We start from the raw sequence: 14,222 nt of genomic DNA, 5'->3' as shown, positions 1-14,222 counted from the left end.
GCGGGCCGGCTGCCCGTCGTGCCCTTCTCGGCCAGGTCGAGGTCGCCGAGGCCCGCGGAGGCCGCAGAATGGGCCGATGCCGCAGGACGACGACCTTCCGACCCCGCGCGGGCCCGCCCGGGTCGACACCGACCTGCCGGCGGGGACGCCGAGCGCCCTGCTGGTGCTCGGCCACGGCGCGGGCGGTGACGTCGACGCCCCCGACCTGTGCGCGCTGCGGGACGCGGCGGTCGGCGCCGGGCTGGTGGTGGCCCGGGTGACCCAGCCGTACCGCGTCGCCGGTCGGCGCGCGCCGGCTCCAGCGGGGCACCTCGACGAGGCGTGGACCGCCGTGCTCGCCGTGCTGCGGGAGCGGCATCCCGGCGTACCCCTGCTGGTGGGCGGGCGGTCCAGCGGCGCGCGGGTGGCGTGCCGCACCGCGTCGGCGGTGGGCGCCGCCGGGGTGGTCGCGCTCGCGTTCCCGCTGCATCCGCCGGGCCGCCCGGAGCGGTCGCGGGCGGCGGAGCTGGCGACCGGCCTGCCGACCCTCGTGGTCAACGGCGACCGTGACCCGTTCGGGGTGCCGGAGCCGGGGCCGGGGGTGCACGTGGTGACCCGCCCGGGGGAGCGGCACGACCTGCGGGGGGACCCGGCCGGCACGGCCGCGGTGGTGCGTGACTGGCTGCGCGGGCAGGGCTGGGCGCGCAGCTGAGCGCCGCCCCGTCGCCCGCACCGCCCTCGTCCCCACGCCCGGATCGGCGTCCGCCGCGGCCCGGATCGGTGCCCGCCGCGCCTTGGATCGGCGCCCGCCCTGGCCCGGCGCGGGTGTGGGCGCGCGCCCGGCGGACGGCGGCGGGCGCTCCGGCGGGCCGTGTCCGGTGGCCGCGGCGGGTCGTTGCATCGGATGGCGCCGGACGCCCGGTTCGGGCGGGCGGCGCCGGTCCTCCCAGGCCCTTCCTGGTCCCAGCGCCCGCCTCCGTCGGCGCCGGGGCCGGGAACGGGGGAGGCCAGCGGAATGCTCCGGCCCGTCGGGGACGTTGCACCCCCCGGGACGACATTTCTGGCGAGGGGGGAGACCGGGTGCCGACCGAGACGCGGGTCCGGGAACGGGACGAGCGGGGAGCGTGGCAGCTGCGACGGCTGCTGGGCGGTCCGGACTGGCCCGCGGTGGTGCCGCCGGTCGGCCCGGCCGCGGTGAGTACGAGCACACCCGCCGGAAGTGAATCTGCGGGCACGTCCGTACGCGTATCCTCGGCGGGACAGCATCCGACGCGAGGGGATGTGCGGTTGACCACCGAGAAGACGGACGAGCGCAGGGCCCGCTTCGAGCGGGACGCGATGCCCTTCGTCGATCAGCTCTACGCTGCCGGGCTGCGGATGACCCGCAACCCGGCGGATGCCGAGGACCTGGTCCAGGAGACCTACCTGAAGGCGTACGCCGCCTTCCACCAGTTCGAGCAGGGCACGAACCTGAAGGCCTGGCTCTACCGGATCCTGACCAACACCTACATCAACTCCTACCGCAAGCGGCAGCGCCAGCCCATCCAGGCGCCGACCGACGAGATCACCGACTGGCAGCTCGCCGAGGCCGAGTCGCACACCTCCAGCGGGCTGCGCTCGGCCGAGACCGAGGCGCTGGACCGGCTGCCGGACAGCGACGTCAAGGAGGCCCTCCAGCAGTTGCCGGAGGAGTTCCGGTTGGCCGTCTACCTCACCGACGTCGAGGGCTTCTCCTACAAGGAGGTCGCCGACATCATGGGCACGCCCATCGGCACGGTCATGTCGCGTCTGCACCGGGGCCGACGTAATCTGCGCAAGCTGCTCGAGCAGTACGCCGCCGAGCGGGGCTTCAGCGCCGCGGCGTCGAAGAAGGGCTCGACCGCTTCCGCCGGCCGGGAGGTCTGACATGAGCTGTGGAGATCCGCACGAGACGGACTGCCGAGAGGTCATCGCGGAGGTCTACCTCTACCTGGATCTGGAGTGCGGCGAGGAGCGGCGCACGCTGATCCGGCACCACCTCGACGAGTGCGGGCCGTGCCTGCGCGAGTACGGCATCGAGCAGGAGGTGAAGGCGCTGGTCGCCCGCTGCTGCGGCAACGAGACCGCGCCCGACCAGCTGCGGGAGCGGCTACGGCTGCGCCTCACCGAGCTGGTCGTCTTCGAGAGCACCGAGTCGAAGGAGCTGGCCGACTGAGGTCGGGCCGGCGACGGCAGCCGACCTCAGTCGGCGCCCGCGAGACAGCAGAAGCCGGTGGCCTGGGTCGTCCGACCCGGGCCACCGGCTTCTCCGCCGACTGGTCGACGCCGGGCCGCGGGGCCCGGCCGCCGGTCAGGAGTTGGGGCGCTTGCCGTGGTTCGCGCTGCTCTTCTTACGGGCCTTCTTCTTACGGGCCTTCTTCGCCATGGTGACCTCCTCGTGATGGTCGGATCCGCCTGCGCACGAGCTCGGCGCCGGTGCACGCACCGGTCCTCCCGGCGCCGGGGTCCGACCCGCTGATGCTAGTGCGGCCGGCACCCGCCGTCGTCCGCCGGGGCCGCCGGTCGTACGCCGCGCCGCCCGACACGCCGGAGGCCGCCGCCCGCCCCGCCGGGCCGCCCGAGGCCGGGGCGCCCGGGCGGGCCGCCCCGGAGTCGATCATCCACCCCGCCCTGGCCGCTCCACGCCCGCCGGAGGTCGCCCGCATGATTGGATACGTCGGCAGGCAACCGCGAGAGGGAGGGCCCTGGACATGGCCGAGGAGATCCGCGCCGAGATGGTGGCGAACGTCTGGAAGGTCGTCGCGTCGGCCGGGGACACCGTGTCCGAGGGGGACACGCTGGTGATCCTGGAGTCGATGAAGATGGAGATCCCGGTCGTCGCCGAGTCCGACGGTGTCGTCAAGCAGCTCGCGGTCAACGAGGGCGACGTCGTGCAGGACGGTGACCTGATCGCGGTGATCGATTGACCGGCCTGTCGGTCCGCCTCGCCGGGCCGGACGACTTCACGGCGGTGGCCCGGCTGACGGTCGCCGCGTACGAGGCGGACGGGCAGCTGAAGAACGAGCACGGCTACGCCGCCGTGCTCGCCGACGTGGCGTCCCGGGCTCAGGACGGCGAGGTGTTCGTCGCCGCCGACGTCGCCACCGGCGAGCTGCTCGGCTCGGTGACCTTCGTCCTGCCCGGCACCCGCTACGCCGAGCTGTCCCGGGCGGGCGAGGCGGAGTTCCGGATGCTGGCGGTGGACCCCGCCGCGCAGGGGCGAGGCGTCGGCGCGGCGCTGGTCGAGGCCTGCGTGTCGCGGGCGGCCGAGCTGGGCTGCTCCGCCGTGGTCATCTGCGTCCGCAGCGGCTTCGCCGCCTCCGCCCAGCGGCTCTACCGGCGTCGCGGCTTCGTGCGGGCGCCCGAGCGGGACTGGTCGCCCCTGGACGACGTGGAGCTGCTCGGACTCCGACTGGAGCTCACCGCCGCCTGAGGCGTGGCCAGGGACGGCGACCCACCGGTGCGCGTGAGGCGCCGCCAGGAGGGCCGGCGCCAAGGAACGGCGGCCCAGTGCCGCCAGGGCCGGCGGCTCACCGGCGGGTGAGGCGCCGCCAGAGACGGCGCAGGCGGGAACGCGGCCGGGGAACCGGGTTGGTGGCGATCAGCGAGGCGGCCAGGGCCGCCGTCTCCGGGGCCAGGGCCGGGCTCGCCAGGGACAGGTGCGCCAGGGACGGCGCGATCGGCACCGGACGCGTCCGGGCGACCGTCGCCACGTCGGTCAACCGCTCGGTCACCACGCGGGCCACGTCGGGGCGTACCTCCGGGTCGACCCAGGCGGCGGTGACCAGGGCGAACAGGGCCGCCTCGGTGACCCAGTCCTCGACCCCCCAGACGAGGTCCAGCAGCACCCGGCGCCGGGTCGACTCCGCCCACGGCTCGTCGGTGCGGTGGTGCAGCAGGCCGAGGCACGCCCACACCTGGACGCAGCGCACCCAGAGCGAGGGGTCCTGCCCGAGTACCCGGCCCAGCGCGGTGGGCGGCACCTCCGGGGGGTGCGCCAGCAGGCCGAGCAGGTCGGCCAGTTCCAGGGTGGCCAGGCCCACCGCCGCGTCGTACGCCGCCGGCGGGTGCGGCCACGCCGGGTGGGCGAGCTGCCGCACCCGCGCCGCCGCCTCCGGCGAGGGCGCCGGCACGGCGGGCACGACGGTCGTCCCGTCGTGGTGCCAGAGCTGCCGGGCGGTCGCCCGCCGGGGCTCGCGCGGGTCCGGATCGGGCACGCCGGCCACCTCGATCCGCAGCCCGGGCGCGGCCGTCGCGGCGGTACGCATCGCGCTGGGCGGCGCGGGCGAGTCCAGCCGTACGGCGCCGAGGCCGACGTGCTCGTCGGTGACGGCCTGGCGCAGCGCGTCCACCACCGCCCCGGTCGCCGGGGTGACCTGCCCGAGCCAGGGCCGGCCCCGGCAGCTCTCGGCGAGGTCGCCGTGCTCGTGCGTGTCGTCGGGGTGGTCCCGGACGAAGTCGGCGAGCGCGACCAGGTGCGCCACGTCGCCGTCGCGCTGGTGCCGCAGCCGGTGCGCGGTGTGCACGGCGCACTCGAAGGAGGGGTCCCGGGCCAGCGCCCGGTCTATCCAGTCGAGCGCCTCGTCGAGCCGCCCGTTGTCGGCGAGGGTCCCGGCGATGTCGGCGTAGACGGTGAGGTCGTCGGGGTCGTGTGCGACGGCGCGACCGAGTGCCGCCAGCGCCTCGCGGGTCCGGCCGGCGCTGCGGTACGCGTACCCGAGCCACACCTCGCCGATCTTCGACGGCTTCGCGCGTACGCCCCGGGCGGCCCAGCGGATCGCCAGGTCGATCTCACCGACCCGCCTGGCCAGCGCGGACGCCGCGCCCAGCAGCAGGCCGTGCTCGGGATGGACGGTGACCGCGTTGCGGGCCAGCGCCAGGTAGGAGGCCAGGGCGGCCCGGTCGGCCCGGGGCACCGGGTCGGCCACGGCGGCGCAGACCTGCATCAGGATCCGGGCGGTCCGGTCCGGATCGAGGCGCTCTGCGAGTTCGGGGGTGGTGACCCACGGCACCCCGGCCCAGTCCGTCGCCGGCGCGTGGCCGGTCGCCGCGACCAGCAGGTCGAGCCCTTCCGCGGGCCGGCCGGCGGCGGCGAGCAGGTGGGCGCGGGCGACCACGGCGCCGACGAAGGCGTGGCCCTGGAGCGGGAAGAGTTCGACGCCGCCCGCGCCGTCGGCGGCGGCGAGCCGGGCGAGGGTCTCGTGCACCTCGGGCAGGGTCGGGGCCTGGGCCAGCGCGGCGGCGACGTGACCGGCCGCGTGTGCCAGGTCGCCGTCGTCCATGGCGAGGCGGGCCAGGGCAAGCTCCTCGGCCGCGGGCAGCGGCCGGTCGTCCTCGGGCACGTGGTCCTCTCGCTCGTCGGGGCTCCGGTCGGGCCGGGCAAGCCTAGGTGATGTTGCGTCGAGATGGTGATCATCTGCGCACTACTGCTCGTTCGATTGCTCTGATCAGATCAAACGTGCAAGACTGAGCAGGAAACGCGCGGCAATCGCGCAGTGGGAGGAGTTTCCGTGACGCGTGCAGGGGCTGGCATGGCCGCCGACATCGACGAGCAGCCGGCGGGCTACGAGCGGCTGCTCTCCGCCGAGCACGCCGGGGCGATCGCCCGGGTCGCGGCGGTCATCGCGGAGCGTCGCCCCCGGCACGTGGTCTTCACCGCCCGGGGCACCTCCGACCACGCCGCCCTCTACGGGGCGTACCTGACCGAGATCCGGCTCGGTCTGCCCGCCGGCCTCGCCTCGCCCAGCGTCGTCACCCTCTACGGCGCCCGGCCGGACCTCTCCGACGCGCTGGTCGTCGGCGTCAGCCAGAGCGGCGGCTCGCCCGACCTCGCCGAGGTGCTGCGGACCGCCCGCGCATCCGGCGCGCTGACCCTCGCCGTCACGAACGCGCCCGACTCCCGGCTGACCGGCGTCGCCGAACTCAGCGTCGACATCGCCGCCGGGCACGAGCGCGCGGTGGCCGCCACCAAGACCTACACCGCCGAGCTGCTCGCCCTGCTGATGCTCGTCGAGGGCATCCGGGCCGGCGACGGCGCGCTGCCCGCCGACGAGCGCGAGGCGCTCGCCGCCCTGCCCGAGCTGGCCGCCCGCACCCTGGAAGACCCCACCCCGGGCCAGCTCGCGCCCCGCTACCGGTTCGCCGGGCAGCTCGTCACGACCGGTCGCGGGTACGCGTACCCGACCGCCCGCGAGGCCGCGCTGAAGCTGATGGAGACCTCCTACCTGCCGGCGCTCGCGTTCTCCGGCGCCGACCTGCTGCACGGCCCCCTCGCCATGACCGACCCGGACGTGCCGGTGCTCGCCGTGGTCGGCTCCGGGCCGGGTGGCCGGTCGATGGGCGAGGTGCTGCCCCGGCTCGGCGAGCGTCGCGCCGACGTGGTGGTGGTCGGCTCCGCCGACGTCGAGGGCGCCACCCGGATGGCCGTCCCCGAGGTCGACGAGCGGTACGCGCCGCTGCTGGACATCCTGCCGTTGCAGCGCCTGGCGCTGGCGCTCGCGCTCGCTCGGGGCGAGGACCCGGACGCACCGCGCGGGCTGAAGAAGGTCACCGCGACGATGTGACGCCCGTCGTGGCACGCTGGTCAGCGTGTCCACGCTGCGCGACCTCGCCGAGGAGCACACCCGCCTCCGTCCGGCCGACATCGACCACCTGCACCGGATCGCCGGCGACTGGCAGTTGCTGTCCGATCTGTCCTTCGCCGACCTGCTGCTCTGGGTGCCCGTGGACGGTGACGGGGCGTTCCTCTGCGTCGCCCAGGTCCGGCCGACGACCGCACCCACCGCGTACCTGGACGACCAGGTGGGGCGGATCGTCGGCGGGCCCGAGGTGGCCCACCTGGAGGTGGCCCACCGGCAGGGCCGGATCTGGCGGGAGGGCGACCCGGTCTGGTACGGCGACGTGCCGGCCCGGCACGAGGCGATCCCGGTCCGGCTGCGCACCACCGACGGCGAGGCCGGCGAGGTGATCGCCGTGGTGGGGCGGGACACCAACCTCTCCACCGCGCGTACCCCGAGCCAGCTGGAGCTGAACTACCTCACCACCGCCGACGACCTGGCCCAGATGATCGCTGACGGGACCTTCCCGCCGCCGCGCCATCCCGGGGAGACCACGTCGGCCCCGCGCGTCGGCGACGGGCTGGTCCGGCTCGACGCCGGTGGCAAGGTCACCTACGCCAGCCCGAACGCGCAGTCGGCGTACCGGCGGCTGGGCTACGCCTCCCACCTGGTGGGCGAGGACCTGGCGGCGCTGCACCGCCGGCTGGCGAGCGACCCGTTGGAGGGCACGGACGCGGCGAACGGCATCCTCGCCGCGCTGCGCGGCGAGGCGCCGCCCCGCCGGGAGATCGACGCGCGCGGTGCGACGATGCTCACCCGGGCGCTGCCGCTGATGCCCGCCGGGGTGCCGATCGGCGCGCTGGTGCTGGTCCGCGACATCACCGAGGTACGCCGCCGCGACCGCGCCCTGATCACCAAGGACGCCACCATCCGGGAGATCCACCACCGGGTGAAGAACAATCTCCAGACCGTCGCCGCCCTGCTCCGGCTCCAGGCCCGCCGGGTGTCCATGCCGGAGGCCCGGGTCGCCCTGGAGGAGTCGGTACGCCGGGTCGCCTCCATCGCGCTGGTGCACGAGACCCTCTCCATGTCCAGCGACGAGGCGGTCGAGTTTGACGGCATCGTCGACCGGGTGGCCAGCGCCGCGACGGAGGTGGCGGCGACCGAGGCCACGGTCGGCATGCGTCGCGAGGGCAGCTTCGGCGTGCTTCCCGCCGAGGTGGCCACGTCGCTGGTGATGGTGCTGAACGAGTTGCTGCTCAACGCCGTCGAACACGGCTTCCCGCCGGACGCCGAGACGCCCGCCGGCCCGGCCGGCCCCGGCACCCCTGCTGCGGCGACACCTGCCGGGGCGACGTCTGCTGCGGCGATGCCTGCCGGGGCGACGCCTGCCTCGGCGACGCCCGCCGAGGTCGGGGCTGAGCCGCACGCTCCGGGAGCGCCCGCCTCGGGAGCGCCCGTCTCGGCTGAGCAGCGTTTTTTGGGAGCGCCCGTTGCGGCCGTGGTGGAGGCGGCTGGTCCGGTCGCGCCGGAGGTGGTGGTGTCGGCGCACCGGTTCCGCAAGATGCTGCACGTCTCGGTCACCGACAACGGGCGCGGGCTGCCGCCCGGCTTCGACGCCGAGCGGGGCGGCAATCTCGGGTTGCAGATCGTCCGGGCGCTGGTCACCGGCGAGCTGCGCGGCACCATCGAGCTGCGCGACGGCGCGAAGGGCGGCACCGAGGCGACGCTCGTCGTTCCGCTGGTGCGCAACGCCCCGGAGGGCCGCTCCGCCGGCTGACCCGGGTGCACCGGCGACGCTGGTGCGAATGCCGCTGTCGCCCTGTCGCTGTCGTCGCAGCCGCCGTCGGGCGCCATGATCAGTTGCTGGGAAACCGGCCTGGGAGCGCCCGCCACACCGGCTCACCGTCACACGATCGAGCCGGTGAGGGAGCCGGCGCTGGCGGGCGGGGACGAGCGACGGGGACGAGGAGCCGGGACCGGGGACGGAGGCCAGGGGAACGGGGCAGGGGAGCAGGGCCGGGGCGGGTGGGTCAGCGGGTGAGCAGGGCTACGGTCAGGCCCGGGCGTGGCCAGACCCGTTCGACGGTGAATTCGGCGCGCAGCGCGTCGCCCTTCGCGCCGGGAACGGCGGCCAGTGGATCGTCGCGGCGACCGGCCACGACCAGCCAGAGGCGTTCCGCGCCGGCCAGGCACTCGGCCGGGCGGGCGCACTCGGCGGCCCACAGGTCGCCCCGGCGGGTCTGGTCCTCGGTCACCAGCACGTCGCGGGGACGACGGTCGCCCAGGTGGTACGCGAGTCCCAGGTCGAGGAAGAGCCAGCTCTCCCGGGGGGAGTAGACGACCGCGTCGCCGGGCCGCTGACCGTCGGCGACGATCCGGGCCACGCCCCGGTAGTCCACCGTCGCGCTGCGCGGCCACTCGTGGGTGCGCCGCAGCCCCGCCTGGTCGGGCAGCCCGAGCAGCCCGGCCAGGGCGACGACGGCCAGCGCGGGTGGCAGCGGCACCGCCGTCAGCGCCGCGCCGGCCAGCAGGCAGGCGAAGGGCACCACGAAGACCAGGTACCGGGGCACCCAGAGCGGCACGACCAGCCCCGCGGCGAAGAGCAACAGCACGGGCAGCAGGACGGCGAGCCCGGGCAGCAGGGCGCGTCGGCCCAGCCGTGCCGCGCCGAGTGCCGCGAGCCCCACCAGCACCCCGCCCACCACCCCGCTCTGCGCCACCCCGCCCGCGAGCGCGGCCAGGTCGTCGGGACGGGCGGTCTCCACCCAGCCGAGTTGACGGGAACGCTGTTCCCTGGCGACAAGCACCAGCGGTGTCAGCAGCAGCACGGTCGGCAGCAGGGCGAGCACCCAGCGCAGCGGACGGTTCGGCGGCCCCGTACGGACGGTGGCGAGCACCGTCACCGCGTGCGCGGCGAGCAGGGTGAGCGCGACCAGGTGGGTGAGCCCGAGCGCGGCCACGGCGGCGGCGTACCCGGCCCAGCGCGTCCACCGGGGTCGGGCGGTCGCCTCGACCAGCAGCAGGGTCGCCAGCACCGCCAGGAGGGTGGCCAGGGCGTACGGGCGGGCCTCCTGGCCGTACCGGGAGGTGCCCGGGAGCACCGCGAGGAGCAGCCCGGCGAGCAGCCCGGCCCGGGCGCCGAGCAGCCGCTGCCCGAGGACGGCGGTCAGCCCGGCCGTGGCGGCCATGGCCAGCGCGGCGGGCAGCCGCAGCGCGGTCACCGAGTCGCCGAAGACGGCCACCCAGGCGTGCATGAACAGGTAGTAGGGGCTGGTGGCCGCGTCGATGGTGCCGGCGAGCCGGACGAGGTCCCCGGGCGACCGGCTCGCCGCGCTCCAGGTGGCCAACTCGTCGCGCCACGGCTGCGCGTGGTCGATTCCGGTCAGCACGACGGCCAGGGTGAGCAGCGCCGGCCCGATCCAGATCACCCGGCCCGTGCGATCCGGCCCGCCCACCGCCTCGCGCGCAGGCGGGACGCGGGCGCCGGGCAGGTCAGCGGAACCGGTCACGTACCGCAGCGTCACACAGTCCGGCCGTCCGGTGCGCCGATCCGCCGATCCGCCGATCGGGCACCGGCGTCACTCCTCGACCGTGACCCGTGCTTCCCGAACGCGGCGACGAACCGGGGCAACGTCTCGCGCAGCGACTGCCGGTAGAGCTCGGCCGCCGGACCGGTCTCGCCGTGCCGGCGCTGGACCCGTTCCACCAGACCGACCGTGGTGAAGCCGACCTTGGACAGGTCGGGGTGTGCGGAGGCCTCGACGTGCGGGTCGGGTCCTGGAGGTGTCCCCCGTTCGGGTGGCGGCGGAGCCTAGCACCAGCCGTGGCCAGGGGTGGCCCGTGATGTGGGATCCCGCACGCGCTCGTTGGCCGGCCCCCGGTGGGTGTGGCAGCATGACTTGCATGACCGCCGCTGTCGTCCGCCGCTTCGTGGCCCGCCGCCACGTCGATTACGGCCGCGTGCGCAGCGCGATCTGTCCGGCCCACTGACGACGCCCGACCAATCTGTCTCGGGCGCGCCTCGCGCCGGCTGCTCCGACACCGTTGTCGCCAGCCCGTTCCGACGGGTCGGCCGCGCGCCTTGCGTGTCTCCGAGGCACCGCAGACAACGGAGGACGCCGCCATGGCGGTCAGCAGCATTCCGGCCCGGGCCGGGGACCCGACGTCCCCCCGACCGGCCCGGGCCCCCCGCCGGCCCCGGGGGGAAGGTCAGTGGGCGCTCGGTCACCGCGAGCCGCTCAACCCGAACGAGCGGATCAAGAAGGACGACGACCCGCTGAACGTACGGGCCCGGATCGAGAACATCTACGCGCACCACGGGTTCGCCTCGATCGACCCGCAGGACCTCCGCGGCCGGTTCCGCTGGTGGGGCCTCTACACCCAGCGCAAGGCGGGCATCGACGGCGGCCGTACCGCCGTGCTGGAGCCGCACGAGCTGGAGGACGAGTTCTTCATGCTCCGGGTCCGGGTGGACGGGGGCGAGCTCAACCTGGCGCAGCTCCGGGTGGTCGCGGACATCTCCCGCGAGTTCGCCCGGGACACCGCCGACATCACTGACCGGCAGAACATCCAGTACCACTGGATCCGGGTCGAGGACGTGCCGGAGATCTGGCGCCGGCTGGAGTCCGTCGGCCTGCAGACCACCGAGGCGTGCGGCGACTGCCCCCGGGTCGTGCTGGGCAGCCCGGTCGCCGGGGTGGCGCGTGACGAGCTGGTCGACCCGACGCCGGCGGTGGACGAGATCGTCCGCCGGTACGTCGGCGACAAGGCGTACTCCAACCTGCCGCGCAAGTTCAAGACCTCCATCTCCTGGCTGGTCGACACCCCGTACGAGGCGAACGACATCTCCTTCCTCGGGGTGGACCACCCGGACCACGGCCCGGGCTTCGACGTCTGGGTCGGCGGCGGCCTCTCCACGAACCCCATGCTGGCCCAGCGGCTCGGCGTCTGGGTGTCCCTGGAAGAGGTGCCGGACGTCTGGGCGGGCGTGGTCGGCATCTTCCGCGACTACGGCTACCGCCGGCTGCGCAACCGCGCCCGGCTGAAGTTCCTGGTCGCCGACTGGGGCGTGGAGAAGTTCCGCGAGGTGCTGGAGAAGGAGTACCTGGGCCGGGCCCTGCTCGACGGGCCGGCCCCGGAGCTGCCGGAGAAGCCGGTCGACCACATCGGCGTGCACCCGCAGCGCGACGGGCGCAACTACGTTGGGGCCGCCCCGGTGGTCGGGCGGGTCTCCGGCGGGCAGCTCGCCCGGCTCGCCGACGTGGTCGAGGCGCACGGCAGCGAGCGGGTGCGGCTCACCCCGTACCAGAAGCTGCTGGTGCTGGACGTGGCGCCGGAGCGGACCGACTCGCTGGTGCGCCAGCTGCGCGGGCTGGGCCTGGAGGCGCAACCGTCGGCCTGGCGGCGCGGCACCATGGCCTGCACCGGCATCGAGTACTGCAAGCTGGCCATCGTCGAGACCAAGGCGCGCGGCGAGGAACTGGTGGCCCGGCTGGAGGAGCGGCTGCGCGACTTCGACGCCGACATCTCCATCCACCTCAACGGCTGCCCCAACGCCTGCGCCCGCACCCAGGTCGCCGACATCGGCCTCAAGGGCCAGCTGGTGGTCGGCCCGGACGGCACCCAGGTGGAGGGCTTCCAGGTCCACCTCGGCGGCGGGCTCGGCATGGCCGAGGGGCAGAAGGCCGGGTTCGGCCGCAAGCTGCGCGGCCTGAAGACCACCGCCGACGAGCTTCCGGCGTACGTGGAGCGGCTGGCCCGGCGTTACCTGGCCGGCCGGGCGGCGGGTGAGACGTTCGCCAACTGGGTGATCAGGGTCGACGAGGAGGAACTCCGATGAGCGAGCACAGCGAGCGAGTCAGCGGACTCCGTGTCCTTCGTCGCGGTGCCGGGCGCAGCGAGGTGACGCGATGAGCGAGACTCGTTCCGCGCCGCTGTACTGCCCGTACTGCGGCGAGGAGGACCTGCGGCCGAGCGAGGCCGGCCACGGCGCCTGGGAGTGCCACGCGTGCGCCCGGGTGTTCACGGTGAAGTTCACCGGCCTGCTCGGCAGGGCGGTGGCCCGGTGAGCGGGGGGACGGGCGACCGGCCCGGCCTCGTCTCCGCGGCGGGCCTGGGCCTGGTCGGCCCGGCGCCGGCCGACCCGGCCCGGCGCGACCCCGGCGAGCTGCGCGCGCTGGCCGAGGAGGCCGGCCGGGAGCTGGAGGGGGCGCCCGCGCTGGAGATCGCGCGCTGGGCGGCTGAGACCTTCGGCGATCGGTTCTGCGTCACCAGCTCCATGGCCGACGCCGTGCTGGCCCACCTGGTCTCCCGGGTCGCCCCGGGGGTGGACGTGGTCTTCCTCGACACCGGACTGCACTTCCCGGAGACGCTCCGGGTCCGCGACGAGGTGGCCCGGACGCTGCCGGTCAACGTCCGGTCGATCCGGCCGCGACTGACCGTGGGCCAGCAGGACGGCCAGTACGGCCCGCGCCTGTTCAACAAGGCCCCGGACGACTGCTGCCAGCTGCGCAAGGTGGAGCCGCTGGAGCGGGCGCTCGCGGGCTACGACGCCTGGGCCGCCGGGCTGCGCCGGGACGAGTCGCCGACCAGGGCGAACACGCCGGTGGTGACCTTCGACGCCCGTCGGGGCAAGGTCAAGGTCAACCCGATCGCGGCCTGGCGGCAGGCCGACGTGGACGCCTACGTCGCCCGCTGGAACGTGCCGGTCAACGAGCTGTTCAAGCAGGGCTACGGCTCGATCGGCTGCTGGCCGTGCACCCGCCGCACGAAGGCGGGGGAGGACCCCCGGGCCGGCCGCTGGGCCATGTTCGAGAAGACCGAGTGCGGACTGCACGTCTGACCGGGCCGGTCCCGGGCGCTCCCACGTGGGGAGCGCCCGGGCCGTCGGGGGCGGCCGACCCGGTGGTCCTGGTCGCCCACGGCAGCCGGGACCCGAGGGCCGCCGAGGCGACCCGGGCGCTGGCCCGGGCCGTGTCGGCCGCCCGGCCGGGCACGCCGGTGCTGGCGAGTTGGCTCGATCACACCGAGCCGGGACCGACGAGCGTGCTGCGGAGCCTGGCCGCCGCCGGGCACCCCCGGGCGGTGCTGGTGCCGCTGCTGCTCACCGCGGCGTACCACCGGCGGGTGGACGTCCCGGCGGCGGTCGCGGCCGCCCGGGAGGCGGGGCCACCGATCGCGGTACGGGTGACCGACGTGCTCGGTCCCGCCGACGGCGAGGTGGACGCCGGCCTGCTGGCGGGGCTGCGCCGGCGGTTGGGCGAGGCGGGGCCGGGGCGGTTCGACGGGCTGGTGCTGGCGGCGGCCGGCACGAGGGACGCCCGGGCGCGCGGGTCGGTGGGTCGGGTGGCCGCCGCGCTGCGCGTCGGTCTCGGTGTGCCCACCCGTGTGTCGTACGCCTCGGCGGCTCCGCCGGCCGTCGCGGCGGCGGTGGCGCGGCTGCGGGCCCGGGGCGCCGAGCGGGTGGCCGTGTCGGCGTACTTCCTGGCCCCGGGCCTGTTCCACGACGCCGTTTCCGTGGCGGCGCGGGGCGCCGGGGCGGTGGCGGTGTCCGCCCCGCTGACCGACGCGCCGGAGCTGGCAGACCTGGTCCTGCGGCGCGTGGACGCCGTCGGCCGGGTGGCCGGGCTCACGGCCCGTCCATGATCAAAAGAGGCGTCCGGCGGG

General features: G+C 75.6%; 12 protein-coding genes and 2 pseudogenes. 12 read left to right on the top strand and 2 right to left on the bottom strand.

Annotation, left to right across the window (positions count from 1 at the left end; translation table 11 throughout):
- The first annotated feature begins 76 nt into the window (after positions 1 to 76).
- From AB0G13_RS07985 to AB0G13_RS07965, 5 genes are all read left to right on the top strand, one after another.
- Positions 77 to 691 (top strand): alpha/beta family hydrolase, encoded by a 615-nt coding sequence (locus tag AB0G13_RS07985; protein WP_357870538.1) that lies wholly within the window; start codon positions 77 to 79, stop codon positions 689 to 691.
- A 368-nt stretch (positions 692 to 1,059) separates the two neighbouring features.
- Positions 1,060 to 1,884 (top strand): sigma-70 family RNA polymerase sigma factor, encoded by an 825-nt coding sequence (locus tag AB0G13_RS07980; RefSeq protein ID WP_357870536.1) that lies wholly within the window; start codon positions 1,060 to 1,062, stop codon positions 1,882 to 1,884.
- A gap of 1 nt (position 1,885) precedes the next feature.
- Positions 1,886 to 2,173 (top strand): mycothiol system anti-sigma-R factor, encoded by a 288-nt coding sequence (gene rsrA, locus AB0G13_RS07975; protein WP_357870534.1) that lies wholly within the window; start codon positions 1,886 to 1,888, stop codon positions 2,171 to 2,173.
- A 529-nt stretch (positions 2,174 to 2,702) separates the two neighbouring features.
- Complete coding sequence (locus AB0G13_RS07970; protein WP_172896635.1) at positions 2,703 to 2,924, top strand: biotin/lipoyl-binding carrier protein; 222 nt, start codon at positions 2,703 to 2,705, stop codon at positions 2,922 to 2,924.
- Positions 2,921 to 3,430, top strand: a complete 510-nt coding sequence (locus AB0G13_RS07965; RefSeq protein ID WP_357870532.1) for a GNAT family N-acetyltransferase — start codon at positions 2,921 to 2,923, stop codon at positions 3,428 to 3,430. The genes AB0G13_RS07970 and AB0G13_RS07965 overlap by 4 nt, the downstream gene beginning before the upstream one ends.
- Before the next feature lie 97 nt (positions 3,431 to 3,527).
- Here the strand turns inward: AB0G13_RS07965 and AB0G13_RS07960 are convergent, their stop codons facing one another.
- Entirely contained in the window at positions 3,528 to 5,339 is a 1,812-nt protein-coding gene (locus AB0G13_RS07960) for a tetratricopeptide repeat protein (protein WP_357870529.1), read from the bottom strand.
- Positions 5,340 to 5,528: 189 nt separating this feature from the next.
- Between AB0G13_RS07960 and AB0G13_RS07955 the strand changes: the two genes are divergently transcribed.
- From AB0G13_RS07955 to AB0G13_RS07945, 3 genes and pseudogenes are all read left to right on the top strand, one after another.
- Positions 5,529 to 6,560 (top strand): SIS domain-containing protein, encoded by a 1,032-nt coding sequence (locus tag AB0G13_RS07955; protein WP_357870640.1) that lies wholly within the window; start codon positions 5,529 to 5,531, stop codon positions 6,558 to 6,560.
- A 25-nt stretch (positions 6,561 to 6,585) separates the two neighbouring features.
- Positions 6,586 to 7,839: pseudogene (locus AB0G13_RS07950) on the top strand (histidine kinase N-terminal domain-containing protein); the annotation flags it as partial.
- Positions 7,840 to 8,079: 240 nt separating this feature from the next.
- Positions 8,080 to 8,334 (top strand): annotated as a pseudogene (locus AB0G13_RS07945) (ATP-binding protein); the annotation flags it as partial.
- 253 nt (positions 8,335 to 8,587) lie between these two features.
- Here AB0G13_RS07945 and AB0G13_RS07940 read toward each other — a convergent pair.
- Positions 8,588 to 10,012, bottom strand: coding sequence for a glycosyltransferase family 39 protein (locus AB0G13_RS07940; protein ID WP_357870637.1), 1,425 nt, complete (start codon positions 10,010 to 10,012; stop codon positions 8,588 to 8,590).
- Between the two features lie 668 nt (positions 10,013 to 10,680).
- Here AB0G13_RS07940 and AB0G13_RS07935 point away from each other — a divergent pair.
- The 4 genes from AB0G13_RS07935 to AB0G13_RS07920 all read left to right on the top strand — a co-directional run bounded on the left by AB0G13_RS07935 (position 10,681) and on the right by AB0G13_RS07920 (position 14,201).
- Positions 10,681 to 12,396, top strand: coding sequence for a nitrite/sulfite reductase (locus tag AB0G13_RS07935; protein WP_357870526.1), 1,716 nt, complete (start codon positions 10,681 to 10,683; stop codon positions 12,394 to 12,396).
- Positions 12,397 to 12,466: 70 nt separating this feature from the next.
- Positions 12,467 to 12,625 (top strand): IS1 family transposase, encoded by a 159-nt coding sequence (locus AB0G13_RS07930; RefSeq protein WP_121399684.1) that lies wholly within the window; start codon positions 12,467 to 12,469, stop codon positions 12,623 to 12,625.
- Positions 12,622 to 13,398 carry a phosphoadenylyl-sulfate reductase gene (locus AB0G13_RS07925; RefSeq protein WP_357870523.1) on the top strand — a complete coding sequence of 259 codons (777 nt, stop codon included), beginning with the start codon at positions 12,622 to 12,624 and terminating at the stop codon, positions 13,396 to 13,398. Before AB0G13_RS07930 ends, AB0G13_RS07925 begins: the two co-directional genes overlap by 4 nt.
- Before the next feature lie 62 nt (positions 13,399 to 13,460).
- Complete coding sequence (locus AB0G13_RS07920; RefSeq protein WP_357870634.1) at positions 13,461 to 14,201, top strand: CbiX/SirB N-terminal domain-containing protein; 741 nt, start codon at positions 13,461 to 13,463, stop codon at positions 14,199 to 14,201.
- The last annotated feature ends 21 nt before the right edge of the window (positions 14,202 to 14,222 follow it).

This window comes from Micromonospora sp. NPDC023633, from assembly GCF_040640035.1.
Lineage (GTDB): Bacteria > Actinomycetota > Actinomycetes > Mycobacteriales > Micromonosporaceae > Micromonospora.
Note: the sequence above shows the minus strand (reverse complement) of the source record. Positions and strands in the feature narration are given on the sequence as shown.

Coding starts and splice junctions, on each gene's coding strand:
- AB0G13_RS07985 (WP_357870538.1), top strand. CDS start 77: ATGCCGCAGGACGACGACCTTCCGACCCCGCGCGGGCCCGCCCGGGTC.
- rsrA (WP_357870534.1), top strand. CDS start 1,886: ATGAGCTGTGGAGATCCGCACGAGACGGACTGCCGAGAGGTCATCGCG.
- AB0G13_RS07955 (WP_357870640.1), top strand. CDS start 5,529: ATGGCCGCCGACATCGACGAGCAGCCGGCGGGCTACGAGCGGCTGCTC.
- AB0G13_RS07935 (WP_357870526.1), top strand. CDS start 10,681: ATGGCGGTCAGCAGCATTCCGGCCCGGGCCGGGGACCCGACGTCCCCC.
- AB0G13_RS07930 (WP_121399684.1), top strand. CDS start 12,467: ATGAGCGAGACTCGTTCCGCGCCGCTGTACTGCCCGTACTGCGGCGAG.